This window comes from Cobetia sp. 14N.309.X.WAT.E.A4 (assembly GCF_030397495.1).
Lineage (GTDB): Bacteria > Pseudomonadota > Gammaproteobacteria > Pseudomonadales > Halomonadaceae > Cobetia > Cobetia marina.
In genome coordinates, this window is sequence record NZ_JAPNXT010000015.1 from 30,233 (window position 1) to 55,082 (window position 24,850).

At 62.6% G+C, this 24,850-nt stretch carries 20 protein-coding genes; 11 read left to right on the forward strand and 9 right to left on the reverse strand.

Annotation, left to right across the window (positions count from 1 at the left end):
• Nucleotides 1-45: 45 nt before the first annotated feature.
• From rsxC to rsxA, 3 genes are read right to left on the reverse strand one after another with little or no spacing between them, the layout of a single operon-like run.
• On the reverse strand, nucleotides 46-3,015 hold the full coding sequence (gene rsxC / locus OW493_RS15975; protein ID WP_289864882.1) for an electron transport complex subunit RsxC: 2,970 nt from the start codon (nucleotides 3,013-3,015) through the stop codon (nucleotides 46-48).
• Entirely contained in the window at nucleotides 3,015-3,662 is a 648-nt protein-coding gene (gene rsxB / locus OW493_RS15980; RefSeq protein WP_077374199.1) for an electron transport complex subunit RsxB, read from the reverse strand. The genes rsxC and rsxB overlap by 1 nt, the downstream gene beginning before the upstream one ends.
• A 1-nt stretch (nucleotide 3,663) precedes the next feature.
• A complete protein-coding gene (rsxA, locus tag OW493_RS15985; protein WP_077374196.1) occupies nucleotides 3,664-4,245 on the reverse strand; it encodes an electron transport complex subunit RsxA in 582 nt (193 codons plus the stop codon).
• Between the two features lie 341 nt (nucleotides 4,246-4,586).
• On the opposite strand from rsxA, the gene OW493_RS15990 reads away from it, so the two are divergent.
• On the forward strand, nucleotides 4,587-5,087 hold the full coding sequence (locus OW493_RS15990) for a DUF3465 domain-containing protein (RefSeq protein WP_289864883.1): 501 nt from the start codon (nucleotides 4,587-4,589) through the stop codon (nucleotides 5,085-5,087).
• A gap of 136 nt (nucleotides 5,088-5,223) precedes the next feature.
• Here OW493_RS15990 and metG read toward each other — a convergent pair whose 3' ends face one another.
• Nucleotides 5,224-7,275: a methionine--tRNA ligase gene (gene metG, locus OW493_RS15995; RefSeq protein WP_289864884.1), complete on the reverse strand. Its 2,052-nt coding sequence runs from the start codon at nucleotides 7,273-7,275 to the stop codon at nucleotides 5,224-5,226.
• A 247-nt stretch (nucleotides 7,276-7,522) separates the two neighbouring features.
• Between metG and OW493_RS16000 the strand changes: the two genes are divergently transcribed.
• On the forward strand, nucleotides 7,523-7,996 hold the full coding sequence (locus OW493_RS16000; RefSeq protein WP_077374187.1) for a TerB family tellurite resistance protein: 474 nt from the start codon (nucleotides 7,523-7,525) through the stop codon (nucleotides 7,994-7,996).
• Between the two features lie 122 nt (nucleotides 7,997-8,118).
• On the opposite strand, the gene OW493_RS16005 is transcribed toward OW493_RS16000, so the two are convergent.
• On the reverse strand, nucleotides 8,119-8,823 hold the full coding sequence (locus OW493_RS16005) for a cell wall hydrolase (RefSeq protein WP_084208219.1): 705 nt from the start codon (nucleotides 8,821-8,823) through the stop codon (nucleotides 8,119-8,121).
• Nucleotides 8,824-9,227: 404 nt separating this feature from the next.
• Here OW493_RS16005 and OW493_RS16010 point away from each other — a divergent pair, with 404 nt between their 5' ends.
• The 4 genes from OW493_RS16010 to OW493_RS16025 all read left to right on the forward strand — a co-directional run bounded on the left by OW493_RS16010 (nucleotide 9,228) and on the right by OW493_RS16025 (nucleotide 13,862).
• Nucleotides 9,228-9,941: an RNA pseudouridine synthase gene (locus tag OW493_RS16010; protein ID WP_289864885.1), complete on the forward strand. Its 714-nt coding sequence runs from the start codon at nucleotides 9,228-9,230 to the stop codon at nucleotides 9,939-9,941.
• Between the two features lie 133 nt (nucleotides 9,942-10,074).
• On the forward strand, nucleotides 10,075-10,914 hold the full coding sequence (apbC, locus tag OW493_RS16015; RefSeq protein WP_255303307.1) for an iron-sulfur cluster carrier protein ApbC: 840 nt from the start codon (nucleotides 10,075-10,077) through the stop codon (nucleotides 10,912-10,914).
• A gap of 127 nt (nucleotides 10,915-11,041) precedes the next feature.
• Nucleotides 11,042-11,608 (forward strand): dCTP deaminase, encoded by a 567-nt coding sequence (gene dcd / locus OW493_RS16020; protein ID WP_043334107.1) that lies wholly within the window; start codon nucleotides 11,042-11,044, stop codon nucleotides 11,606-11,608.
• 262 nt (nucleotides 11,609-11,870) lie between these two features.
• Nucleotides 11,871-13,862: an autotransporter domain-containing protein gene (locus OW493_RS16025; protein ID WP_289864886.1), complete on the forward strand. Its 1,992-nt coding sequence runs from the start codon at nucleotides 11,871-11,873 to the stop codon at nucleotides 13,860-13,862.
• A gap of 146 nt (nucleotides 13,863-14,008) precedes the next feature.
• Here the strand turns inward: OW493_RS16025 and purN are convergent, their stop codons facing one another.
• Nucleotides 14,009-14,785: a phosphoribosylglycinamide formyltransferase gene (gene purN, locus OW493_RS16030; protein WP_176494409.1), complete on the reverse strand. Its 777-nt coding sequence runs from the start codon at nucleotides 14,783-14,785 to the stop codon at nucleotides 14,009-14,011.
• Nucleotides 14,782-15,864 carry a phosphoribosylformylglycinamidine cyclo-ligase gene (gene purM / locus OW493_RS16035; RefSeq protein WP_077374169.1) on the reverse strand — a complete coding sequence of 361 codons (1,083 nt, stop codon included), beginning with the start codon at nucleotides 15,862-15,864 and terminating at the stop codon, nucleotides 14,782-14,784. The genes purN and purM overlap by 4 nt, the downstream gene beginning before the upstream one ends.
• Nucleotides 15,865-16,172: 308 nt before the next feature.
• Between purM and OW493_RS16040 the strand changes: the two genes are divergently transcribed.
• The 4 genes from OW493_RS16040 to OW493_RS16055 all read left to right on the forward strand — a co-directional run bounded on the left by OW493_RS16040 (nucleotide 16,173) and on the right by OW493_RS16055 (nucleotide 20,141).
• A complete protein-coding gene (locus OW493_RS16040; RefSeq protein WP_103751398.1) occupies nucleotides 16,173-17,282 on the forward strand; it encodes an AI-2E family transporter in 1,110 nt (369 codons plus the stop codon).
• Nucleotides 17,283-17,319: 37 nt separating this feature from the next.
• Nucleotides 17,320-18,018, forward strand: a complete 699-nt coding sequence (gene hda, locus OW493_RS16045) for a DnaA regulatory inactivator Hda (protein ID WP_084208224.1) — start codon at nucleotides 17,320-17,322, stop codon at nucleotides 18,016-18,018.
• 106 nt (nucleotides 18,019-18,124) lie between these two features.
• Complete coding sequence (locus OW493_RS16050) at nucleotides 18,125-18,598, forward strand: phosphate-starvation-inducible PsiE family protein (RefSeq protein WP_289864887.1); 474 nt, start codon at nucleotides 18,125-18,127, stop codon at nucleotides 18,596-18,598.
• A gap of 253 nt (nucleotides 18,599-18,851) precedes the next feature.
• The gene (locus OW493_RS16055; protein WP_289864888.1) at nucleotides 18,852-20,141 is read left to right on the forward strand and encodes a hypothetical protein; all 1,290 of its coding nucleotides are present in this window, start codon (nucleotides 18,852-18,854) and stop codon (nucleotides 20,139-20,141) included.
• Nucleotides 20,142-20,181: 40 nt separating this feature from the next.
• Here the strand turns inward: OW493_RS16055 and OW493_RS16060 are convergent, their stop codons facing one another.
• Both OW493_RS16060 and OW493_RS16065 read right to left on the reverse strand, forming a co-directional pair.
• Nucleotides 20,182-20,613: a secondary thiamine-phosphate synthase enzyme YjbQ gene (locus OW493_RS16060; protein ID WP_289864889.1), complete on the reverse strand. Its 432-nt coding sequence runs from the start codon at nucleotides 20,611-20,613 to the stop codon at nucleotides 20,182-20,184.
• A gap of 148 nt (nucleotides 20,614-20,761) precedes the next feature.
• Entirely contained in the window at nucleotides 20,762-21,670 is a 909-nt protein-coding gene (locus OW493_RS16065) for a LysR family transcriptional regulator (RefSeq protein WP_077374153.1), read from the reverse strand.
• An 810-nt stretch (nucleotides 21,671-22,480) separates the two neighbouring features.
• Here OW493_RS16065 and OW493_RS16070 point away from each other — a divergent pair.
• Nucleotides 22,481-24,502, forward strand: coding sequence for a TonB-dependent receptor (locus OW493_RS16070; RefSeq protein WP_271303301.1), 2,022 nt, complete (start codon nucleotides 22,481-22,483; stop codon nucleotides 24,500-24,502).
• Nucleotides 24,503-24,850 lie beyond the last annotated feature (348 nt).

Genomic DNA, 24,850 nt, shown 5'->3' on the forward strand with positions numbered 1-24,850 from the left:
CGGTGCAGCGGCCTGCCAAGGGGGCGGTGAAGGAACGCGCGTCACTCATTGCGCGTCCACCAGTGCCTGTACCTCGGCCAGCGACTCGCGGGCGTGTTCCAGATTGCGGCGCGTACGGTCGACCTTAGTGGCCAGTCGCTGGCGGCTTTCGTCATCCGCCTCGCTCAGTGCCGCCTCTGCCTTGCGATGGGCCGCCTCGGCCGCCTTGACCGCGATGGTGACCTGCTTGTGACGCTTGGCGAGGTTCTCGGCGCGCGATGCCTCGATCTCGGCCTGGGAGAGCGTCACGTTGTTGGCCATGCTGCCACGTCCCACCGATCCTGCGGCAGCCTTGGGGGCCTCGGGAATCAATTCACCCGCGCCCTTGGCGGCAGGCGGCGCGTCAGTGCCGTCAGCTTGCGCGCTGGTCAGGCGAACCTCGGCGGCGCGCAGGTTTTCCTGTGCGGTGGCCAGCAGGGTCTGCAGGTCCTCAATATCGCCTTCACCGCTTTCGCTGGCGCGGGCCAGCGCCTTCTCGGCCTTCTTGACCGCGATATTGGCGGCTGCACGCGCCGTCTTGAGCGCCTTGAGATCGGCAGCCGAAGCTGCGGCAGCCGGCGCTGCGGCTGCAGGGGCAGCGGCGCCTGTCGAGGAAGTGCTGGCCGGCGCAGGGGCAGCTGGCTCGCTGGCCGCCTTGAGGTCGGCTTCGGCCTTGGCAAGTCGCGCCCTGGCATCTGTCACGCTGGCCTCCAGCGCCGCGATGTCACCCTCACCGCTATCCTGTGCCGTCTTGAGGGCCTTCTCGGCCTTCTTGACGGCGATGTTGGCGGCGGCACGCGCCGTCTTGAGCGCCTTGAGATCGGCTGCCGGGGCAGCGGCGCCTGTCGTGGAAGTGCTGGCCGCCGCAGGGGCAGCTGACTCGCTGGTCTCGCTGGCGGCCTTGAGGTCGGCTTCGGCCTTGGCCAGTCGGGCCCTGGCGTCCGTGACGCTGGCCTCCAGCGCCGCGATGTCGCCTTCGCCACTGTCTTGCGCCGTCTTGAGGGCCTTCTCGGCCTTCTTGACGGCGATGTTGGCGGCGGCACGCGCCGTCTTGAGCGCCTTGAGGTCGCCAGCCGAAGCTGCGGCAGCTGGGGCGGCGGCGGCGGACGCGCCGGTGGCAGCAGAGGCGGGGGCCGCAGCGGCGGACTCGCTTGCCTCACTGGCGGCCTTGAGGGCGCTCTCGGCGCTGGCAAGCTTGGCCTTGGCCGCGGTCACGTTGGCCTCAAGCGCCGCAAGATCACTGGCGCTGCTCTCGCCACTGTCCTGAGCCGCCTTGAGCGCCTTCTCGGCCTTCTTGAGGGCGATGTTGGCTGCGGCGCGCGCCGTCTTGAAGGCTTTGATATCGGTGGCCGGTGCCGGTTGGGCAGCCGTGGTCGCTGTGGAGGCCGAGGTCGACGTCGTGTCTGCGGTGGCACTGGCATCGGCGCGCGCTGCGGCGGCCTTCTGGGCGGCCTGGGCACGCTGTTGGCGCTTGGCTTCCTTCTCGGCTTCCTCGCGTGCCATGCGCGCCTGCTTGAACTCGAAGCGGTGACGGGCGCGCTCTGACTTGCGCGCCTCGTGCTGGGCGGTACGTATCTCGCCCTTGGCGAAGCGGTAATACTGCACCAGCGGAATCTGGCTGGGGCAGACATAGGAGCAGGCACCGCACTCGATGCAGTCCGCGAGGTTGTAGAGCTCGGCCTTGTCGAACTCGCGAGACTTGGAGAACCAGTAGAGCTGCTGCGGGAGCAGCTCCGCCGGACATGCCTGCTCGCACATGCCACAGCGGATGCAGGGTTGCTCGACAGCAGGGGCCGGCACCGCCTCAGGCGAGGAGGCCAGCAGACAATTGGTGGTCTTGATGATCGGCAGGGCGTCACTCTCGAGGGTGAAGCCCATCATCGGCCCACCCATCACCAGACGGGCGATGCCGCTCGCAGAAGGAGCAGCCAGGCGCAGCAGGTCACCGATGGCGGTGCCCAGGCGGGCCTCGACGTTGTGCGGGTGCTGCAGGGCCTCGCCGGTCAGGGTGACGACCCGCGAGATCATCGGCTCGCCGAAGCACACCGCACGCTGCACGGCGCGCACGGTGCCCGGATTGTGCACCACCACGCCGACATCCGCAGGCAGGCCGCGACTGGGCACTTCGCGATCCGTCAGCAGCTTGATCAGCTGCTTCTCACCGCCGGAGGGGTACTTGGTCGGCACCACCACGACTTCCAGACGTGAATCCAGTGGCGGCAGGCGCTTGTCGGCACGCCGGGCGCGAATCGCCTGCTCCAGCGCGATGACGGCCTCGGGCTTGTTGTCCTCGATACCGATCAGGATGCACTCGGGGCCGATCAGGCTGGCGAGAATCTCGAGCCCTTCGATCAGCGCTTCCGGATGCGTGCGCATGGTCAGGTCGTCGGCGGTGATGTAAGGCTCACACTCCGCCGCGTTCAGGATCAGGGTGTCGATGGCGTGGCGCTCACGCACGCGCGCCTTCACCGCCGAGGGGAAGCCCGCGCCGCCCTGGCCGACCACGCCGGCATCCTGCAGGCGCTGGATCAGGTCCTGGGCTTCCTGCTGGCGCCAGTCGCGCCAGGCCTCAAGGCGCGCCCATTCATCGATCTCGCCGTCACGCTCGATCACGATGCACAGATCTTCCAGGCCCGAGACGTGAGGGATCTGAAGCGGCTCGATGGCGGTGACCACGCCGGTGATGCTGGCATGCACTGGCGCGGAGATCATGCCCTGGGCGCGAGCGATCAGCTCACCGGTCTTCACGCGCTGGCCGATCTCCACCAGCGGCTGGGCGGGCGCGCCGATATGCTGACTGAGCGGCAGTACCACCTCATGGGGCAGCGGGGCGGCCACCAGCGGGGCGCGATTGGAGAGTGCCTTGTGTTCCGGCGGGTGGATGCCGCCGTGGAAGTCGAATACGCGGGGAACGCTGTCACTGCCTGTCGCGCGCGGGGCAGCAGTGCTCGTGGCAGAACGGGACGTCACCATGGACTTGAGCAACGACAGAACCATCAGGCGACATTCCTTGCAGAGGTGGCGGTAGCGCGCTCTTGCGGGGCAGCGTCAGTGACGATCAGGCTGCCGCTGAAGCGGGTATTGTCTCGGGTCGGGCCGGCCGGCTGTGGCCAGTGCCAGCTGCGCACGTCGGTGGCGACCGGCACCATGTCGATGCAGTCCACCGGGCAGGGCTCGACGCACAGGTCGCAGCCGGTGCATTCGTCGGCGATCACGGTATGCATGTGCTTGGCGGCGCCCAGGATGGCGTCCACCGGACAGGCCTGGATGCACTTGGTGCAGCCGATGCATTCGTCTTCGCGAATCACCGCCACCTTGGGGGTGTTGTCGGCATCGCCATCCAGCGGCGTGGCCTCGCGCCCCAGCAGGTCGGCCAGCGAGGCGATGGTGCTCTCGCCACCCGGTGGGCACTTGTTGATCTCGTCCCCCTCGGCGATGGCCTGGGCATAGGGCTTGCAGCCCGGATAGCCGCACTGGCCGCACTGGGTCTGCGGCAGCAGCTGGTCGATCTGCTCGACGATGGGGTCGCCCTCGACCTTGAAGGCCACCGAGGCGAAGCCGAGCAGGCCACCGAAGACGATCGCCATGGCCACCAGCGCGATGATGGCGGAGATCAGCGTATGGTCGTTGAGGAAATCGAGCATGTCAGATCTGCACCAGTCCGGAGAAGCCGAGGAAGGCCAGCGACATCAGGCTGGCGGTGATCATCGCGATGGCCGGGCCCTGGAAGGGGCGTGGCACATCGGCGAAGGCCAGGCGCTCACGCATGGCGGCGAACAGCACCAGCACCAGCGAGAAGCCCACGGCCGCACCGAAACCGTAGAGCGTGGCTTCCATGAAGCTTGAATTGCGGTTCAGGGTCAGCAGCGCCACGCCGAGCACCGCACAGTTGGTGGTGATCAGCGGCAGGAAGATGCCCAGCACCTGATAGAGCAGCGGACTGGTCTTCTTGACCACCATCTCGGTGAACTGCACCACCACGGCAATCACCATGATGAACGCGATGGTGCGCAGGTACTCAAGCCCCAGCGGCGCGAGGATGAAGTGGTAGGTCAGGTAGGCGCACATCGAGGACAGAGTGAGCACGAAGGTGGTGGCCAGCGACATGCCCATCGCCGACTCCAGCTTGTTGGAGACCCCCATGAACGGGCACAGGCCGAGGAACTGAACCAGCACGAAATTGTTGACCAGGATGGTGCTGATCAGGATAAGAAGGTATTCACTCATCAGGGGCGTCGCTCGGTCAGGGTGTTTCGAAGGCGCTCTGGTGTACGGTCGACAGGCATGACGCTGCGCTAGCAGAAGATCATGGCGCGTCGCTGTCGTGCGCAGTCAGGATGCGGCACGTCAGGAAGGAGCGTCGAGCGCGGCAGCATTATACGCAAGATACTGCCTGCCGACAGCCTGTAGCGTGGCAATCAAGGCGCAGTGTTGCCAGTGTGAGACGGCCATTGTTTCGTGTTTTGCTTGGCTCTTGAAGTAATAAAGAAGAATTCCTTTATTACTTTTTATGATTCTGGCGTTGCCGGTGTCTTTTCATCCTCAAGGGATTGCACAAGGAGTGGGATATGCGTCGATCGGGTTCGCGCGGCAGGCGGCCGTTGTGGGTCATTGTCATCGTGGTCATCCTGGCGGGAATTTCCCAGCTGACGGGCAATGGCAACTTCTCGCTCACACAGTGGTGGAGCGACTTCCGCTCACCGCAGACCACGCAGGATCAGGGCACCGGCTCCGCGGATGAGCAGCGCCTGCGCGATGCCATCCGCGCGCAGCAGAGTGATGTGCAGGTGCGCGGCACGGGGGAGGTGATACGCCTGCTCCGGGATGATCTCAAGGGCAGTCGTCATCAGAAATTCCTGATTCGAGTGGCAGGCGGGACCACCATTCTGGTGGCGCACAACATCGATCTCGCGCCGCGTATCGACAGTCTTCAGGTCGGGGATCGCATTGGCTTCTACGGGGAATACGAGTGGACCGACAAGGGCGGCGTGATCCACTGGACGCATCATGATCCCGGTGGCCGCCATGTGGGCGGCTGGCTGGAGCATGCCGGCCGTCGTTACGAGTGATCGTGATACTGCCGAGTCCTGAGCCAGATGCCTGAACGACGACGCCCCGCCAGAGACTCTCTGGCGGGGCGTCGTGCTGAAGAGCCCTCAGCATGTTGCAAAGAGCCCTCAGCGTGTTGAAAGAGCCCTCAGTGCATCAAGTGACGCGCTGACCCGGCTTGGCACCGGTGTGCGGCTCCAGCAGGTAGATGCCTTCGTCGTCACCGGCGGCCAGCACCATGCCTTCGGAGACACCGAAGCGCATCTTGCGCGGTGCGAGGTTGGCGACCATCACGGTCAGGCGGCCTTCCAGGGCTTCCGGGGCGTAGGCGGACTTGATGCCGGAGAATACGGTGCGCGTCTCGCCGCCGATATCCAGTGTCAGCTTGAGCAGCTTGGCCGCCTTCTCGACGTGCTCCGCCTTGACGATCTTCGCCACGCGCAGGTCGGTCTTCATGAAGGTGTCGAAGTCGATCTCCTCGGCGATCGGGTCGGCGTCGAGCGGGCTCGGCGCGGCGGCAGCTTCCGCCTTGGCGGTGCCGTCCTTGATCTTCTGCTCCTCGACCAGCACTTCGCGCGAGGCTTCGAGCATCTTGTCGATGCGCTCCGGCTCGACACGGGTCAGCAGCGGCTTGAACTTGTTGATGGCATGATCGGTCAGCACGCTTTCGCGGCTGGCCCAGTCCAGGCTCTCGAGGTTCAGGAAGTCGCGCGCCTTGTCGGCCAGCTCCGGAATCACCGGCGCCAGATAGACCATCAGCTGACGGAACAGGTTGATGCCCACGGAGCAGACCTCGAGCACTTCCTGCTCGCGACCGTCTTCCTTGGCCATCGCCCACGGCGCCTTGTCGGCGATGTAGGTGTTGGCTTCATCGGCCAGCTCCATCACCTTGCGCATGGCGCGGGCGAATTCACGGGCTTCGAAGTCCGCCGCGATGCCTTCGCCAGCGGCGATGAAGCGCTCGACCAGCTCCGGCTCGGCGCAGGTGGCGGACAGCTTGCCGTCGCCGAGCTTCTTGACGAAACCGGCACAGCGGCTGGCGATGTTGACCACCTTGCCGACCAGGTCGGAATTCACGCGGGCGGTGAAGTCCTCGAGGTTGAGGTCGAGGTCATCGACGCCGGAGGTCAGCTTGGCGGCGAAGTAGTAGCGCAGGTATTCCGGGTTGAGGAACTGCGCGTAGGTATCGGCCTTGATGAAGGTGCCGCGCGACTTGGACATCTTGGCGCCGTTCACGGTCACGAAACCGTGGCAGTTGACGCCGGTCGGGGTGCGCATGCCGGCACCTTCCAGCATCGCCGGCCAGAACAGGGCGTGGAAGTAGACGATGTCCTTGCCGATGAAGTGATAGACCTCGGCGTCGGAATCGGCCTTCCAGTAGCTGTCGAAGTCGATGCCCTGCTTCTCGCACAGGTTCTGGAAGCTGGCGAGATAGCCGATCGGTGCGTCCAGCCACACGTAGAAGTACTTGCCCGGCGCGTCCGGAATCTCGAAGCCGAAGTACGGTGCATCGCGGGAGATGTCCCACTCGGCCAGACCCGCCTCGAACCATTCCTGCAGCTTGTTGGAGATCTGGCTCTGCACGCGGCCGCTCTTGGTCCACTCCTGCAGGAACTCGGCGAAGTTCGGCAGCTTGAAGAAGTAGTGCGTGGAGGTGCGCATTTCCGGGGTGGCACCGGAGATGGCCGAGACCGGATCGATCAGCTCGGCCGGCGTGTAGGCCGCGCCACAGGCTTCACAGTTGTCGCCGTACTGGTCTTCGGTCTTGCACTTCGGGCAGGTGCCCTTGATGAAGCGGTCGGCGAGGAACAGGCCCTTGACCGGATCGAACATCTGCTCGATATCGCGGGTGGCGATATGGCCGGCATCACGCAGCGCCAGATAGATGCGCTCGCTGTGGGCGCGGTTCTCCGGCGAGTGGGTGGAGTGGTAGTTGTCAAAGTCGACACCGAACTTGGCGAAGTCGGCCTGGTGCTCGTCACTCACGCGCTGGATCAGCTGCTCGGCGGTGACGCCTTCCTGCTCGGCACGCAGCATGATGGCGGTACCGTGGGCGTCATCGGCGCACACGTAATGGCATTCGTGGCCACGACTTTTCTGGAAGCGTACCCAGATGTCGGTCTGGATGTACTCAAGCAGGTGACCCAGGTGGATCGACCCATTGGCATAGGGCAGGGCACTGGTGACCAGAATCTTGCGCGCTGACATGAGGCCTCGTCTTGACGGTAAAGGGCGCCTGCTGCGTGAAGGGCAGCGGCTCGCCGGAATGACACGTGATAGGGGCGAACGCATCGCCCCGTCGGGATGAGCGCTACTATATCGCGAAGGTGCGGGCGGCGCGAAGGGCGCGTCGCGTCACCAGCAACGCCGCCATGCGCAACTGTGCGGTTGCATCCCTTCCCGGCGCCCTCATGAAGGATGCTATACGCCACTTTTCCCGTTTCTGGAGGTCAGCATGGCAGCTCAACTATCCGTCGCCGGTCAGATCAATCGTCTCATCCGTCAGGTGATGATGCCCGGCAGCAACGCGCGCCCCAACGATGAACCCGGCCCCGAGCTTGCGATGGCCGTGCTGATGTTCGAGGTGGTGCGCGCCGATGACCACCTCGACGTGCGCGAGCGAGAAGCGCTTGCACGTCAGCTGGCCGAGCGTTTCTCGCTGGAGAAGGATGAGCTTGCCAGCCTGTTGTCCCAGGCCGAACAGGATGCCGAACAGGCCACGGATCATTACCGCTTCGTCAAGCAGCTCAACGAGCACATGAGCCTTGAGGAGCGCACCGAACTGATCGGCATGCTCTGGGAGCTGGCCTACGCCGATGGCGAGCTGGATGCTCATGAGGAGCATCGCATCCGCCGTCTTGCCGGACTGCTGCACGTCAGTCACAGCGAATTCATCCGTACCAAGCTAGCGGCCCAGCCGGACAAGTAAGCGCAGCCGCTCTCATGCAGACGCCCCCGCTGCCAATGGCAACGGGGGCGTCGTGTTTCCGACTTGTGGTCGCAGTGTTGGTTGGCTCTCAACAGCGGTCATCCAGCAGCAGCGGCTCGCGCTCAGTTGCGATAGAACAGGTGCTGACCGATGCGCGCGGTGCGCACGAAGCGCTTGGCCCAGTAGGGCGTGGCGTAGCGGGCGTGGAAGTAGAGCGCGCCGTCGGTGACGTCTTCCAGCTGATGGTTGAGCGCCTGCCGAGCCACGTCGCGTGCCTCGGCGTAGGCTTCCGGCTCGCGAATCCTGTCGGAACGCCCGTCACACCACCAGGAGAACTGGCAGCTGCCGCTCTCGCCGCCCTGCTTGACCACGCCACAGAGGCTGTCGGGGAAGCGCGGGTCGGCGGCGCGATTGATCACCACGTTGACGATGCCCTGCATGCCGCTTCGGCCTTCGCCCTTGGCTTCCCAGTAGGCGGCGCGCGCCAGACAGGTCAGCGGGTCGTCCACCGGTCGCTGGCCATTGGGGTCGATGGCGCGGGCGCCGGCCTTGGTCAGCAACAGCTCATCGGGGATATCGTCCTGGCCTCGCACCAGCAGGCTCTCGAGGCGCTCGGCCTTGGCGGCGGCGCTGACGGCATTGGCAGCGGCAGGGGTGTCCGAGGCCTGTGGCGCCGAGCAGCCAGCCGCCAGCGTCAGCCCCGCGACAAGCAGCAGATGACGCAGTCCACGCAGCGTGGCGTGGCGGTCGATGCCGGCAATGCCGCGGCGCGGTGCCGGGGGTGTAGCGTGGGCACGCACGGGGTGCGCGGATGTCGATGGACGCATGCAGTTTACCTGTAGACATGTCCTGTAGGCTTGGGGTGGTGTGCCAATCTAGGCAGTGACACAGGCATCCCCCGGCGTGATGACCCTTCGGGCGCGATCGAGCAGTGATGGTCGCATGAGGGCGAGTCGCGCAGACGCGCCATCTTGCCCGATGTCATTCGTTCGATGCCCCTTGTCGGCTTCAACGCAACTCTGACGCAGCTCAGACGACGACAGTCGGGAAGAGTTCCCTGCCGCCATTGAATCACGCCGGGCGGCGGCGGGCATTCTCCCGTGTCATCGCGCCGGCTTGTCGTTATCATGGCCGGTCTTCGTGATTGTCCATCGTGCATCACACTTCGTCATCCTGCGCTGGTGCGTGCCATTGCCTCCGGTCGCTAGCGTCGCTGTCCTTGAGAGTTTCCATGACTGAACCCGTCCGTCTATCCAAGTTCCTGGCCCATCAGCAGGGCATTTCACGTCGTGAAGCCGAGCATCTCATCGCCCAGGGCGTGGTGCGAGTCGCGGGCGAAGTCGTCGAGGCGCCGTTCTTCAAGGTCACGGATGAGGAAGTCACGGTCGATGAGGGCGCCAGCATGGAGCCCATCGCGCCGATGACTCTGGTGTGGTATCGCCCGCCGGGCGCTCCGCTGCCGGACCCGCTCACCCTGCGTGACGGCGCGCCGCGCAGTGCGCTGGACCACAGCGGTGCCGACTGGCTCAAGGTGCATTTCCTGTCCCAGCAGCCGCTGGCCGAGCTCGGCGAGGATGAATCCGGTCTCGCGGTGTGGTCACAGAATCGCGGCGTGATCCGCAAGCTCGGTGATGACCTGGACCAGCTGGAGCAGGAATACGTCGTCGAAGTGGAAGGCACGCTGGATGACGACGGCCTCAAGCGTATCGGCTTCGCGCTGTGCGCCGACATCCGTGGCCGCAAGCCCAAGGTCAGCATCAGCTGGCAGAGTGATACCCGTCTGCGCATCGCCATGAAGCGCGTGCCGGTGGGCGGTATCCGTGGCGCGGTCGAGGAGCAGGGCCTCAAGGTCATCGAGGTGCGCCGCCTGCGCCTGGGCGCGATCCTGCTGGGCCGCATGGCACCGGGCGAGTGGCGTTTCCTGCCGGTCGACGTGCGTTTCTGATCATGGTTCATCGGGTCATGACTCCTCGAGGCATGTCCCATCGGCTTGGCCCGTATCGCGGTGGCAGGCATACTGTGCCCATCGTGTTCCACGGCTTTTTTCGCTGACAGTTCAGACGTCTGCGCCTGCTGCGTTGACCGCGCGGCGCAGGCCGTCACAGGAGTTTCAAGATATGGAAGGTATCAAGCACATCGTGGCCGTCGCCTCCGGCAAGGGTGGCGTCGGCAAGTCCACCGTGACGGCCAATCTGGCACTGGCGCTGGCTCAGGAAGGTCTCAAGGTCGGCCTGCTGGACGCCGACATCTACGGGCCGAGTCAGGCGCAGATGTTCGGCGTGCCGACCGGTCAGCGTCCGGAGATGGCCGGTGAGCAGGTCTTCAGCCCCATCGAGGCCCACGGCATCAAGACCATGTCGATGGCCTATCTGGTCGACGTGAAGGACCCGATGGTCTGGCGTGGCCCGATGGTCGCGGGTGCCTTCCAGCAGTTGCTCAACCAGACTGCCTGGGGAGAGCTGGACGTGCTGTTGATCGACATGCCGCCGGGCACCGGTGACATCCAGCTGACCCTGTCACAGAAGGTGCCGGTCTCCGGGGCTGTCATCGTCACCACGCCGCAGGACATCGCGCTGCTGGATGCCCAGAAGGGCATCGAGATGTTCCGCAAGGTCAAGGTGCCGGTGCTGGGCGTGGTCGAGAACATGAGCACGCATACCTGCAGCCAGTGTGGCCATAGTGAAGCGGTCTTCGGTGCCGGTGGCGGTGAGCGCATCGCCGAGGAATACCAGACTCGCCTGCTGGGCCAGCTGCCGCTGACCCTGAGCATCCGCGAGAATGCCGATGGTGGTCGTCCCAGCGTGATCGCGGAGCCGCAAGGCGAGGTGGCCAAGTGCTTCCTCTCCATCGCGCGTCAGGTCATCGAGACCCTGGACACTGCCGAGGCGGACGAAGGCCCGAGCATCAGCTTCAGCTGAGCCTGAGCCGACACGCCGCCGTCGCCTCGTCGCGAGGTTTCCAGCGGCGCAGCGGGCCGGTATCATGCTGGCCCGCGTTTCATGGCGCTCACGCGTCTCTCCCCCATCAGTCAGTCAGGTACGCTCGATGAGCATCAAATCCGACAAGTGGATCCGTCGCATGGCCGAAAGCCACGACATGATCGAACCCTTTGAGCCCGATCAGGTGCGCTTTCACGATGAGCGCCGTGTGATTTCCTACGGCACCTCCAGCTACGGCTACGACGTGCGCTGCTCGGATGAGTTCAAGGTCTTCACCAACATCCATTCGGCGACGGTGGACCCCAAGCACTTCGACGAGAAGAGCTTCGTGGACGTGAAAGGCGATTCCTGCGTGATTCCGCCCAACTCCTTCGCACTGGCCCGTACCATCGAGTACTTCCGCATTCCGCGTAACGTGCTGACCATCTGCCTGGGCAAGTCCACCTACGCGCGCTGCGGCATCATCGTCAACGTGACGCCGCTGGAGCCGGAGTGGGAAGGGCACGTCACCCTCGAGTTCTCCAACACCACCAACCTGCCGGCGCGTATCTACGCCAATGAAGGCGTGGCGCAGATGCTGTTCCTCGAGTCCGACGAAGTCTGCGAGACCAGCTACAAGGATCGCGGTGGCAAGTATCAGGGCCAGCGTGGCGTGACACTGCCGCGTACCTGAGGCACCGGTAGCGGTACTGCTTTCGCTGCCAGCCGCACCTGTGATTGCCGAAAGCGCCTCCCCCGGGAGGCGCTTTTCTTTGCGTGAACGCAGGCGAGATCCGTCGCGGATGTGCTCGCTGCTTGCTGCTTGCGAGCCGAAGCATTAGTCGGAAGTTGAACGAAACATTCGATTCAATCACTTGTTTTATTGCCTATGCTTGTCTGCAGGCCACCCCAGAGTGGCTGCAGGACGGATACCTCCCACAAGCAAGGGGCACGCCATGCCATCGCGTTCACATCGCGCTGTATTCCCTCCGACCAGCGCCAGCGGTCTGGTCCGACGTTTCACTCTGAGCAGTCTCGCGCTCGCCATCAGCACCACGCTGCTGGCGACTCCCGCGCAGGCCTATTCCGACATCTATCTCTTCGGCGACAGCCTGAGCGATTCCGGGCAGTTCCCCGATACCACCCTGGGCGGCCTCAACAGCCTGCGATTCACCAACCGCAGCGGGCCGGATCACGAGAACTCGCCCTATGGCAGTGTCTCGACCCAGTTGCTGGCCACGGAGCTTGGGCTTGCCGCTGAGCCTTCCACCTCGGTGATCTATCAATTGGCCGGCTTCAGTGACGGCACCAACTACGCCGTGGGCGGCTATACCACGGCGCAGATTCTGGCCTCGGTGACAGATGAAGATGGCTCCGAGGTGGTCATCCCCGCGGGCAGCCCGGGCGGTGGTACGGTGCTCAGGGTCGAGGATGGCTATCTGGTCAGCACCGGCGGCAGTGCCGACCCGGACGCGCTCTATTACGTCAATGGCGGTGGCAATGACTTCCTGCAGGGCGTGATCACCTCACCGGCCACGGCGGTCGCCTCCGCCGGCAATCTGGCCGCGGCGGTGGAGGCACTGGCGGCGGCGGGGGCGACCACCATCATGGTCTCCAACCTGCCGGATGTCGGCAGCACGCCGGCCGGTCAGTCGGCGGGTGCCGCGCAGGCGGCGGGGACCTCCGCGCTGGTGGGCGTCTTCAATGACGCGCTGGGCGAGCGATTGGCGGCGCTGGATGGTCAGGTCAACATCATCCGGCTCGACACCGTCGGCATTCTCGAGGAGGTACTGGCATCGCCGGCCGAGTTCGGCTTTGCCAGCGACGTGCCGCTGACCCAGGTGTGCTTCTCGGACAGCTGCAACGTCACGCCTTATGGGCTGGGCGGAGCTGCAGAAGACCCGGACTCCCTGCTGTTCAATGACGGGGTGCACCCGACCACCGCCGGCCAGGAGATTCTCGCCGACTACGCCTATGCGATGCTCGCCGCGCCCTCGGTACTGGGGTTGGCGCCGCAGCTGGGCACGGGGGCGCTCAATGCCAGTCAGCGTAGTCTCGCCGATGAATTGCGCCCCGGGGCGCAGCATCCGCACGCGGGAGGGGAGACGGGCGTGCGTGTGTTCGCCATCGGCTCGGCCACTGGCGGCACCGGCGGTGGCGAGACCTCCACCGGCCAGCAAGGCGTTGACAGCGAACAGCGCGGCGCGGGTGTCGGCGTGATGCTGCCGCTGGACAACGCGCTCGGCCGCGCCTGGGGCGGGGTGGCGGTCAGTCAGCGCCATGCGGACTTCGATGTCGACGACGGCAGTGAGCTTGAATTGGAAGGTCAGGTATTCAGTCTGTTCGCCCGTCAGCAGCTGGGCAGAGTTGGCATGCAGGCAGTGGCCAGCTACGGTGACTTCGAGTACGATCTCGACCGCCATGTCGCGCTGGGCCAGTCATCGCGCACCCTGTCCGGTGAGACGGATGGCGATGGCTTCAGCGCCGAGGCGCGTCTCGATTATCGCCTCACCGCCGCCGATTCGCTGTGGTACAACGCGCCCTTCGTGGCCTATCGCCACACCGAGTCCGACCTCGATGGCTACACCGAATCCGGCTCCGCCGCCAATGCCCTGAGCGTCTCGGATCAGACGCTGCGCGATCGGCGTGTCGAGCTGGGCTTCATGGTCGATCGCGCCGTCGCGGATGGCTTCGGCCTCTACGGGGAGCTGGCCTACGGCAAGCGTCTCGATGATGACGCCGAGAGCGCCGAGGTGCGTCTGGCGAGCCTGCCGACCAACGCCTACAGCGCCGAGGATCTCGATCGCGGCAGTGACAACTACCTGCGTGTCGATGGCGGCTGGCGCATGCAACTGGGCCGCAATGCCATGCTGCATCTGGGGGCAGGGTTCGAGACATGGGATGAGGTGACGGCGCGCGGCGAGGTGGGCGTGAGTTATACCTTCTAGAAGCGCAAGCGCCGAGAGAGAAGGGAAGCGTGAGAGACAAGAAGACCCCGTGACATTGGCATGTCGCGGGGTCTTCTGTTTTCAGCTCGCTGTCGTCAGTTCGCTGTCAGTTCAGCCTGCCTTGTCAGCAAGGCAGGCAGTGCGGATCAGTCTTCTTCACCTTCCGGCAGCTCATCGCTGAGCTCTTCTTCCACATCGGCGTGGGAGAGGCGCAGACCGCCCACCGGCAGGTCATGGCCGTCGAGCTTGGCCACTTCGCCGTCGAGCTTCAGGCGGCCTTCGAGGAACCAGCGCACCGCGATCGGGTAGATCAGATGCTCACGCGTGTGCACGCGTTCCTTGAGGCTGGCTTCATCATCACCTTCCAGCACGTTGGCGACGGCCTGGATCGCCACTGGGCCACCGTCGAGCTCCTCGGTGACGAAGTGCACGCTGGCGCCGTGTTCCTTCTCGCCAGCTTCCAGAACCTTGCGATGGGTATCAAGGCCCGGCCAGGCCGGCAGCAGTGACGGATGGATGTTGATCAGTCGACCGAAGAAGCGCTGCACGAAGATCGGAGACAGGATGCGCATGAAGCCGGCCAGCACGATGAGATCCGGCTCGTGGCGTTCGATCACCTTGATCAGGGCGCCATCGTAGTGCTCGCGATTCTCGTACTCGTCATGCGGCAGCACCACGGCATCCACGCCCGCTTCGCGTGCGCGCACCAAGCCGTAGGCATCGGCCTTGTTGGAAATCACCGCGACCACGTCGCCGCCCAGCTCATCGTGCTCCTGAGCCTCCAGCAGCGCCTGCAGGTTGCTGCCGCTGCCGGAGATCAGTACCACGACGCGTGGGCGTACCGGCGTGTCATCCGCCTCGAAACCGTTGCCGAAGCCGCCGAGAGTGTCACCGTTGGAGGCGTTGGTAGTCGGTTCGATCATGCGGACAGATTCTCCAGCTGGACCTGTTCTTCTTCGCCCTTGCGTGCACGGATGGCGCCGAGGGTGAAGACCGTCTCGCCCTGGGCTTCCAGGTGAGCGCGCGCGGCATCGGCATCCGCCGCGGCCACGACGACGACCATGCCGACGCCACAGTTGAGCACGCGGTGCATCTCGTGCTCCTCGACATTGCCCTGCTGCTGCAGCCAGTCGAACACGGCCGGACGCTTCCAGCTGGCGACGTCGATCTCGGCGGTGCAATCATGCGGCAGCACGCGCGGGATGTTCTCGAGCAGGCCACCACCGGTGATGTGGGACATGGCGTGCACGCTGACATCGCTTTCCTTGAGCAGGGACAGCAGCGGCTTGACGTAGATGCGCGTCGGCGCCATCAGGGCGTCAGCCAGCGGCTGGCCGTCGATCTGCTGCTCCAGCAGCGAGGCATCGGCGACTTCGAGAATCTTGCGGATCAGCGAGTAGCCGTTGGAGTGCGGGCCGGAGGAGGCCAGACCCAGAATCACGTCGCCTTCGCCGACCTTCTTGCCGTCGAGGATCTCGGACTTCTCGACCACACCGACGCAGAAGCCGGCCAGATCGTAGTCACTGCCTTCGTACATGCCCGGCATCTCGGCCGTCTCGCCGCCGACCAGTGCACAGCCGGACTGCAGGCAGCCTTCGCCGATCCCGGTGACGACGTCAGCGGCGATGTCGACGTCCAGCTTGCCGGTGGCATAGTAGTCGAGGAACTGCAGCGGCTCGGCGCCGGCGACCACCAGATCATTGACGCACATGGCGACCAGATCGATGCCGATGGTGTCGTGACGGTTGAGGTCCATGGCCAGGCGCAGCTTGGTGCCCACGCCATCGGTACCGGTGACCAGCACGGGCTGGCGATAGCCTTGCGGCAGTTCGCACAGGGCGCCGAAGCCACCCAGACCACCCATCACTTCCGGGCGGTGAGTGCGCTTGGCGACACCCTTGATGCGTTCCACGAGGGCGTTGCCTGCATCGATATCGACACCTGCATCCTTGTAGCTCAAGGAAGTCTTGCTGGGCGAGGAGTCCTGGGGGCGTTGCGTCATGTGAGGTTCCTGTCGGTGCGGCCTGAGCGGTGAGACACGATCGATCGGGGGAAAGAAAGGCGGCTATTGTAGCATTGCGCTTCACGGCTGACACCGTGGCGTTTCACAAAAAATGGCCATGATGTGAAAGACACGTCCCGAGCGCTTTCCTGAGGGCGCGCCAGTCCCTTTGGCCATCTTTCGTCAGGTGGGTCGTCCCGTTCGCCGGGCGCTTGTGGGTGAGTCAGTGACAGGCAACAATGGGGGCATGCGTGGACCGTCGGCGACATGCCGCCTGTGAGCCACACAGCTTGTCTCAAGGAGTGATGATGCAGCGTAAATGGTGGTTGCTGGCCGCAGGCGTGGCCCTGCTCGGGTTGCTGGTTCTGCTGGAGCCGATTCTGATGCCGTTCTTCATCGGCATGATTCTCGCCTATCTGGGCGACCCGCTGGCCGACTGGCTGGAAGAGAAGGGCCTGTCGCGCCGACTGGCCGTCAGCCTGGTGTTCAGCGTGCTCTCGGTGGTGCTGCTGATCGCGCTGCTCATTCTGGTGCCGCTGCTCGGGCGTCAGCTGGCGCAGTTGATCAGCTTCATGCCGATGGTCTTCAACTGGATACGCGAGACGATCCTGCCGGAAGTGCAGGCCTTCACCGGCATGGATTTCAGCGCCGATTTCGATCAGGTGCGCTCGCTGCTGCTGGGCAACTGGAAGGAAACCGGTACCTTCGCCGCCGCCTTCCTGGGCACCGTCTCCAAATCCGGGCTCGCCATGGCCATCTGGCTGGGCAACCTGGCGCTGATTCCCGTCGTCACCTTCTATCTGCTGCTCGACTGGGACCGCATGAAGGAGAAGCTGCAGGGGCTCCTGCCGCGCCACATGGAGCCGACCGCCACGCGGCTGGCCCATGACTGCGACGAGGTGCTGGGTGCCTTCCTGCGCGGGCAGCTGCTGGTGATGCTGAGTCTGGGCATCGTCTATGCCATCGGCCTGGCCATCATCGGCCTCAAGTTCGCGCTGCTCATCGGGCTGGTGGCGGGGCTCGCCAGTATCGTGCCGTATCTGGGCGTCATCGTCGGGGTGTTGATCGCGGCGACGGTGGCCTTCTTCCAGTTCGGCGAGTGGTGGGCGCTGCTGGCGGTGGGCGGTGTCTTCGCGCTGGGGCAGCTGCTGGAAGGCGTGGTGTTGCAACCCTTGCTGCTGGGCGACAAGATTGGCCTGCACCCCGTGGCGGTCATCTTTGCCGTCATGGCCGGCGGGCAGCTGTTCGGGTTCACGGGCATTCTGCTGGCGCTGCCGGTGGCCGCCGTGATCATGGTGCTCTTGCGTTATCTGCATGATCGCTATAAAAACAGTACTTTATATGATCAACAGCGTGATTCTCGCCCCGTGGCCGCCAGTGAGCCACCCGCGCCTTCGGCGGCAGAGGATACCCAGTGATCGAGAGAGATCACGGCAACAACAATCAGCATGACGGATGGCAATGACACAGGGACAGATGGCACTCGGCGTCGGGGTACGCGACGCCGCGACCTTCGACAACTACCACTTCACCTCCACCTCGCTGGCAGAGGCCCTCAAGGGGCAGCTTGCTGACGGCGGGGAGCCCTTCGTCTATCTATGGGGCGGTGAGCAGAGTGGGCGTAGCCATCTGTTGCAGGCGGCATGCCATCTGGCGGGAGAGCAGGGCAAGCGTGCCTTCTATCTGCCGCTCAAGGAGATTGGCCACTTCCCGCCGCACATGCTGGAAGGGCTGGACGAGATGGATCTGGTCGCCATCGATGACCTCGAGAGCGTGATCGGCCGCAAGCGCTGGGAAGAGGCGCTGTTTCACCTCTACAACCGCCTGCGTGACAGTGGCCGCCACCTGCTGGTCAGCGCCAGCTGTGCGCCGCGCCTGCTCCCCGTCACCCTGCCGGACCTGGCCTCACGCCTCTCCTGGGGCGTCACCTTCCACCTCTCCGGGCTAGATGATGCCCAGCGTCTCGAGGCGCTCAAGCTGCGCGCCAAGGACCACGGCCTCGCGCTGCCCGATGAAGTCGCCCGCTACATCCTGCATCGCGGGCCGCGCAGCCTGCCGGGTCTGTTCGCCGCGATGATCGAGCTCGACAACGCCTCGCTCTCCGCCCAGCGCAAGCTCACCATTCCCTTCGTCAAGCAGACCCTCGGCTGGTAGACGCCGCGCCTGCGCATTGCCTCAGCGTCAGAATCCGTAATGCTGCGACCGGGTGGCACCGTTCTTGCTGCCTCTTTCTCATCATCCCTCTTCGAGGACACAAGGCATGAAGCGGCTAGACAAGCACCGGGAACGCATGCACAAGCAAGCCAACTCGATCGGCAACTTCCTGGTCGAAGGCTTCCATTATCTCGGCCTGTTCGCCATCGGCGGGGCCATCGCCATTGCCTCGGTGTCGGCCTTCTTCGAGATGTTCGCCAAGGGCTCGGCCAGCGTCGATGACATCCTGCTGCTGTTCATCTATCTCGAACTCGGCGCGATGGTCGGTATCTACTTCAAGACCAACCACCTGCCGATCCGCTTTCTGCTCTACATCGCCATCACCGCGCTGACGCGCTACCTCATCGGCGATGTCTCCCACCACAAGGCCCCCGATATCGGCCTGCTCTACCTCTGCGGCGGCATCTTCTTCCTCGCCCTCTCGGTACTCGCCGTACGCTACGCCTCCTTCAAATACCCCTCCAGCAAATCCATCGACCCGATGGGCGGCACGGTAGGGGACGATGATTCTATGAAGTGAAGCTATATAAAGATGAGAGGTGAAGATTTCTTTAGTTAGACTAAATGTTGTTGTGTTGATAGTCGCCGGTCGTTTTGTAGAGAGGCTATAGTTTGCTCTATAAAGCTACCATTAAGTAAGTTGTTATTGTTTTCTATTTTATGGAAAGTATGCTTCTTGAGGGTTTGTCTTTCTTGTGAGATGTATGTAGCGTCATAACTCTGATAATCTTTTTATTTCAATATAAATGATATTTTGTTTTTAGGGAGGCTATATGATCAGGTATGATCTTAGAGATGTTTTTACACCAACCAGTTCTGCTAAAGTTACTTTTGTCGAGCGAGTTAATCAGAATGTAGATACAAGACTGAGTAGAGCATTGAGGCTGCCAGGTAATCAGGTTGTTATTTATGGGCATTCTGGTTCGGGGAAAAGTACTCTACTTGATAATGTTTTGTTTAGAACTTATGAAAAACATATAAGTACAAATTGTATGGTAGGGATGACATTTGAACAGGTCGTTCTTGATGCATTTGATCAACTTAAAGAGTTTTATATTCAAGAGGTAACTAATAGTAACAGAGTTAAAGTGGACGCGACTGCTAAAGCTGATTATATGGCGATTAAAGCGCAGATTGGCGCTGTTTATGAAAATTCAGACGGGCAAAAGCAGGTGCGCTTACTTCCACCTCAACTTACGCCACAAAATCTTGGTAGACTATTAGGGCAATCCGGTTATTGCTGGGTATTGGAGGATTTTCATAAGATAGAAGGAGAGGAAAAAGAAAAATTAGCACAGATGATGAAGGTCTTTGTCGATCTTTCATCAAAATATCAAGACCTTAAAATCATAGCTTTAGGAGCCGTCAATACAGCAAGGCAAGTAGTTAAATCTGATAAAGAGATGCGGAAAAGGGTATCCGAAATTCATGTTGACCTAATGACAGATAGTGAAATTAAAGCAATAATAAGAAAAGGGTGTGATGCATTAAATATAGTAATAGCAGATGACGTGCAAGAGGATATAGTTAAATACTCAAATGGATTGGCTTCAATATGTCATAAGATATGTTATTTTCTATGCGATTCCGCTTTGATTACTGAAACCGTTACTAGTTCAGTAGAGTTTGTTTCAGAAGATCTTCAGAATGCTTTATCCGAATATATAAAGGATGAAGAGGATACTTTAAAGGATGCTTTTGATAGTGCCCTGAAGATAAAGAATGTTGACCTAACATTAAGGGCTTTGATCGCTCAAGATCCGGAGGGCGCTCATATTGAAGATATTTTCAGTTATACAAAAGTTTATGGCATTCGTGTTACCAAGAAAAAATTGCAAGAAGATTTGCAGAATCTTGAGAAAGAAGAGTTTGGCGAAATGGTTAAGCTAGAAGATAATTCTCAGAGATATTCATTTATTGACCCCTTCTATCGAAGCTTTGCTATGGCCTATTTTGAAGAGCGTGATAATAGACCTAAAAAATCAAAAACTACTGATAAAGAACTAATCGAACTATTTAATGCCGTGATGAAAAATGTTAGAGCTAACTATAACGTTGAGTGATAATTCGTTCTTGATTAGCGAATACCCCATTAATATATAACTATGTTCCACTCAGCGTCAGACACAGTCTCCGGCTGCCGCCGTGGTCGCGGTGTTCGCCGAGCCAGATGCCTTGCCAGGTGCCGAGGGCGAGGCGGTTGACGCCGCGACGGGCTTCGACGGGTAGCGTGAGTTGGGTGCCGAGTAGGCTGGCGAGCACGTGGGCAGGCATGTCGTCATCGCCTTCGAGGGTGTGGCGGAAGTAGGGCAGGTTGCCGGGCACCAGACGGCGCAGGAAGGCGTCCATGTCGTGGCGCACGTCGGGGTCGGCGTTCTCGTTGAGGGTCAGCGAGGCGGAGGTGTGCAGTAGCTGCACATGCAGCAGGCCAACACTGACCGGCGGCAGTTCGGCCAATGCCTGCTCCACCTCGTCACTGATGAGGTGAAAACCGCGCTTGCGGGCGGAGAGGGTGAGCGTGTCGCGTTGCCACATGAGAAGCCCTGCCTGTCGTTGATTCAGTCCATGCTAAACATGACAAGCCAGAACGCAAAAGGCCAGCCCCGGAGGGCTGGCCTTTTTGCGGCGTGCTGCGCTGGCTCATCTCAAGCGAGAGGAGGGCGACAGCATGGCACCGCTGCCATCAACCGGCAGTGGTGGCAGCTTCGCTGACGGTGCGACGGGCGGCCTTGGCGGTGACGCGCTCCGGTTCTGTCTTGCCGATCTCGCGGGCGAGCCAGTCGGCGAGCATGCGCACGCGGGTCGGGATGGGGCCGCGCGGCAGCAGCATGCCGATCTCGACCGGCGGGATCTCGTCGCATTCCAGACGCTTGAAGGACTGGCCGTTGCGCTCGCTGAGCGAGTTGACCCAGTCGATGGGCAGCACGGCGCGAATCAGGCCATCGGCGACGTAGTCGGTAAGGACTTCGAGGTCATCGGACTGGATGTGATTCGGGCGCGGGTCTTCCGGGTGACGCGAGAGAGAGGTGCCGGAGACCAGCGGTTCCAGCTCTCCCCACGGCAGCTCTTCGGGATGCTCGACATGCGAGGCCGCGTAGGCGGCTTGCTGCCACTGGGTCAGCGGGCGGAAGACGTGAGTGCTGCCGGCCAGGTGCGGGAAGCCGATGACCAGATGCGGCTGGTTCTCGAGAATCTCGCGACCGTTGTGCCACAGCTTCAGCTTGATATCGACTCCGTCATGCTCTGACAGGAAGCTGGTGAGAGCGTGACCCAGGAAGTGACGACCCAGCGCTGGGGTGGCGTGGATACGAATGGTGCCGGTGAGGTCCGACTGACGATCCTCGATGGCGCGGTGCGCTTCATCATCGAGGTTGGCCATCGATCGTGCGTAGCGGTAGAGAGTCTCACCCGCTTCCGACAGGCGGATACCGCGATGGCCGCGTTCCACCAGACGAGTGCCAAAGCGGCCCTCGAGGGCGTCGAGGCGACGGCTGACGGTGGATTTGGGCAGGCGCAGGCGTTCGGCAGCGCGGGACAGGCTGCCGAGATCCGCGACCATCAGAAAGGTGTTATAGGCGTCGATATCGCTCATCGAATAGGTCCGGTTGTTCAGGGGGTCGGGGTGTGTCGTCAGGGAAACACCCACCTTGTACGGGCCATGTCGGGCCCGTCGCAGCGCAGGGGCTGCACAACGGATTGCCTGTCGATGACCGTGCCCCTCGTACCGCGGGGGATGCCCCGGGCAAAGACGCGCTCATCGATCAACAACCGCTCCTGTCAGTCGTGCACCACAGCGCACGTCGACAGGTCTTGCACTTGATTCTTGCCTTCAGCTCTTGCGGCCGGCTCGTGAAGCCCGGTCTTGAAACCGGTCTCGAAACCCGGCTTCGCGCACAGTGCCGCGCCAGAAACGCGAGAACGGATTTCAGGCGCTGGATGACTGTGACTCTGAGCAGGCTAACAATATCACCATCCCGTCATTGTTGCATCCAAAGTCGCACGCATTGCGCAATTCCGATCTCCGTGAAACGTGACACCTCGGCAGAATGCGCAACGGCGGGGGACTGGCGTCATTGGCGGCATGACGGCTCAGACGTCAGTGACCGGAGATGGTTCCGTATCTGATGACAGACAGGTGAGAAAAAGTGTCTTTTTCGTGAGGCAAGGCGCAGGGCAGGTCCTTGCGCGGCTGGGGAGGGCCTTCTGCCGCGAGAAATCGGGAATCGGCGAGGGGGCAGATGGGCACGAGGCGAGTGGGCGTGCCCGTGAGGAGAGCACCCGATTGCAGGTTTCGAGAAGAGGCGTTGCAGAAACGGTAGATGACGGAAATGTGCAAGAAAGTGCATTATCTCGCCTGCAAAGAAGAATCATTATTATTATTAATCTTGGGAACGCTCCGCTCATGACAGTCTGCCTCTCTTCGCGCCACACCGTCAGCGCTTCACGCGCGACGGTCTTCACTCCTCGTCCGCTGGTCGCGGCCATCGCCTTGCTGTGTGCCGGGACGGTCAATGCCGAGCCGCTGCAGATGCAGACACTGCAGGTCGAGGAGGATCGCCTCGAGGCCACGGCGGTGGTGGACAGCGAAGAGCTTGCCCTGCATCAGGCGCGTGACCTCAAGGACATCTTCCGCGATACGCCTTCCGTCACCGTTGGCGGCACCACGGCCTCCTCCGAGAAGCTCTACGTGCGCGGGCTGGAAGATACCAACCTCAACATCAGCATCGATGGTGCCAGCCAGAACGGCTACCTGTTCCACCACAGCTCCAACTTCAACATCGAGCCGGAGCTGCTCAAGCGCGCCGAGGTCCAGGCCGGACCGGGGGCGGCGGACAACGGGCCGAACGCACTGGGTGGCAGCATCAAGTTCGTGACCAAGGATGCCCAGGACCTGCTCAAGCCGGGTCAGAGCTTCGGTGGCATGGTGAAGGGCAGCACGGAATCCGCGGCAGATGCCGTCAAGGGCACGCTGTCGGTGTATGGGGAGGTGGCGCCCAACGCGGGGCTGCTGTTCACCACCAGCGCACGCAACAGCGATGACTACCGCACCGGCGGCGGTGATGAGGAAGAGGGCACCGGCGGTCATCAGCGCAGCTATTTCGGCAAGTTCAGCCTGCTGGATCAGGGCGCGCACAGCCTGCGACTCAGCGCGGAGCACAATGAGGACACCGGCATCTACTGCGTGCGTCCCAACATGGAGTGTCAGCCGTTCAACAACGCCAAGGTCGATACCGAGCTGAGCCGTGACACCTATACCGCCAACTACGATTTCGAACCGGGCTCGCGGCTGGTGGATGTGCACGCCAATGTCTTCCACTCCAGTACGGAAGTGGACCGCACGTCCCTCGCTACCGGGGCCAGCTCGAATGCCAAGGTCGAGAGTGTCGGGGGGGATCTCAACAACACCTTCCGCTTCGGCCCCGAGGCGATGAACAACCGTCTGACCCTGGGCAGTGATTACGTCGAGGATGAATCCAGCACCGCTGGCTTCGACGAGACGGCGCGCAACATCGCGCTCTACGCCCAGCACCGCATGACGCTCGGCGCGGTGGATCTGTCCTTCGGTGCCCGAGTCGATGACTATCGGACCGAATACGCCAATGGCGAGACGCTGGATGACACCGATGTCAGCCCCAACGCGAGCCTCAACTGGCGTGTCGGCGGGGGTGTCGAGCTGTTCACCGGCTATGCCACGGCCGTGCGTGGCAACAAGGGCCGCGAAGCCCTGTTGATCGACGGGGGTGTCGGCCCGGGCGAGACGCTGGTGGTCGAGCCGGGTCTCGAGGCCGAGACCTCGCGCAGCACCGAGGTCGGTGCCCGCTGGAAAGGGGAGGGCATCCTCACCCAGCGTGACCGCGCCGGACTGGAAGTCACCTACTTCGATACCCACTTCGACAACTACATCACCGAAGGGTCGGCGGGTGATGTGACCACCATCACCAACATGGAAGGTATCGTCACCAGCAAGGGCGTCGAGGCGCGAGCCACCTACGGGCTGGGCGGCTGGGACATGACGCTGGGCTACCTGACCATGGACCTGGAAGACAACCAGGGCGAGACCGTGGTGGATGACATGGGGCTGGGCAACCAGACCGGAGACCGCTGGAGCCTGGACAACCGTTACACCTTCGCCGACCCGCAGCTGACTCTCGGCTGGACCGTGACCGCCTACGAGCGCCTCACCGACCTGCCGGATGACCAGAGCGAGCGTGCCGGTTACGCCACGCATGACCTCTACGCCAGCTGGGTGCCGGGTGACATGCCGGACCTGACTCTGACGGCCGGTATCTACAACCTGTTCGACAAGGAATACTCCGACCAGAACACCTTCTATCTGGAAACCAACAGCCCACGTGGCATCACGCCGGGCGCCATCACCAGCCCGGGGCGTGACGTGCGTCTGTCGGCGGCGTATCGCTTCTGATCAAAAGGTGCTGTCAGCCAGCGTGTCTCTGACGGAAGGGCATCGCCAGCGGTCGTGATCCAGGCTCGCACCCCGGGAGGCTTCACTGACGCGTAGCCCCGCTCCAGAGAACGAGGTAGCGACACGGCGGCAGCGGCAGCACCGATGCAAGGGCATCAGTGCAGGAACGTAAGCGCAAGAACGTCAGCGCAAGAACAAAGCGGCGCCATCGTGATTTCACGGTGGCGCTGTCTTGTCTTTGGAGTGCGCGTGCTCCATGGCGCGGGCCCCGGCCGGCCTGCGTCCCGCGGGCAGGCTGTGCTACCATCGCGACCAAATGTTGGAGAGCCGCTGCACGGCTCTTCGCAC

Coding starts and splice junctions, on each gene's coding strand:
- rsxC (WP_289864882.1), bottom strand. CDS start 3,015: ATGGTTCTGTCGTTGCTCAAGTCCATGGTGACGTCCCGTTCTGCCACG.
- rsxB (WP_077374199.1), bottom strand. CDS start 3,662: ATGCTCGATTTCCTCAACGACCATACGCTGATCTCCGCCATCATCGCG.
- rsxA (WP_077374196.1), bottom strand. CDS start 4,245: ATGAGTGAATACCTTCTTATCCTGATCAGCACCATCCTGGTCAACAAT.
- OW493_RS15990 (WP_289864883.1), top strand. CDS start 4,587: ATGCGTCGATCGGGTTCGCGCGGCAGGCGGCCGTTGTGGGTCATTGTC.
- metG (WP_289864884.1), bottom strand. CDS start 7,275: ATGTCAGCGCGCAAGATTCTGGTCACCAGTGCCCTGCCCTATGCCAAT.
- OW493_RS16000 (WP_077374187.1), top strand. CDS start 7,523: ATGGCAGCTCAACTATCCGTCGCCGGTCAGATCAATCGTCTCATCCGT.
- OW493_RS16005 (WP_084208219.1), bottom strand. CDS start 8,823: ATGCGTCCATCGACATCCGCGCACCCCGTGCGTGCCCACGCTACACCC.
- OW493_RS16010 (WP_289864885.1), top strand. CDS start 9,228: ATGACTGAACCCGTCCGTCTATCCAAGTTCCTGGCCCATCAGCAGGGC.
- dcd (WP_043334107.1), top strand. CDS start 11,042: ATGAGCATCAAATCCGACAAGTGGATCCGTCGCATGGCCGAAAGCCAC.
- OW493_RS16025 (WP_289864886.1), top strand. CDS start 11,871: ATGCCATCGCGTTCACATCGCGCTGTATTCCCTCCGACCAGCGCCAGC.
- purN (WP_176494409.1), bottom strand. CDS start 14,785: ATGATCGAACCGACTACCAACGCCTCCAACGGTGACACTCTCGGCGGC.
- purM (WP_077374169.1), bottom strand. CDS start 15,864: ATGACGCAACGCCCCCAGGACTCCTCGCCCAGCAAGACTTCCTTGAGC.
- OW493_RS16040 (WP_103751398.1), top strand. CDS start 16,173: ATGCAGCGTAAATGGTGGTTGCTGGCCGCAGGCGTGGCCCTGCTCGGG.
- hda (WP_084208224.1), top strand. CDS start 17,320: ATGGCAATGACACAGGGACAGATGGCACTCGGCGTCGGGGTACGCGAC.
- OW493_RS16050 (WP_289864887.1), top strand. CDS start 18,125: ATGAAGCGGCTAGACAAGCACCGGGAACGCATGCACAAGCAAGCCAAC.
- OW493_RS16055 (WP_289864888.1), top strand. CDS start 18,852: ATGATCAGGTATGATCTTAGAGATGTTTTTACACCAACCAGTTCTGCT.
- OW493_RS16060 (WP_289864889.1), bottom strand. CDS start 20,613: ATGTGGCAACGCGACACGCTCACCCTCTCCGCCCGCAAGCGCGGTTTT.
- OW493_RS16065 (WP_077374153.1), bottom strand. CDS start 21,670: ATGAGCGATATCGACGCCTATAACACCTTTCTGATGGTCGCGGATCTC.
- OW493_RS16070 (WP_271303301.1), top strand. CDS start 22,481: ATGACAGTCTGCCTCTCTTCGCGCCACACCGTCAGCGCTTCACGCGCG.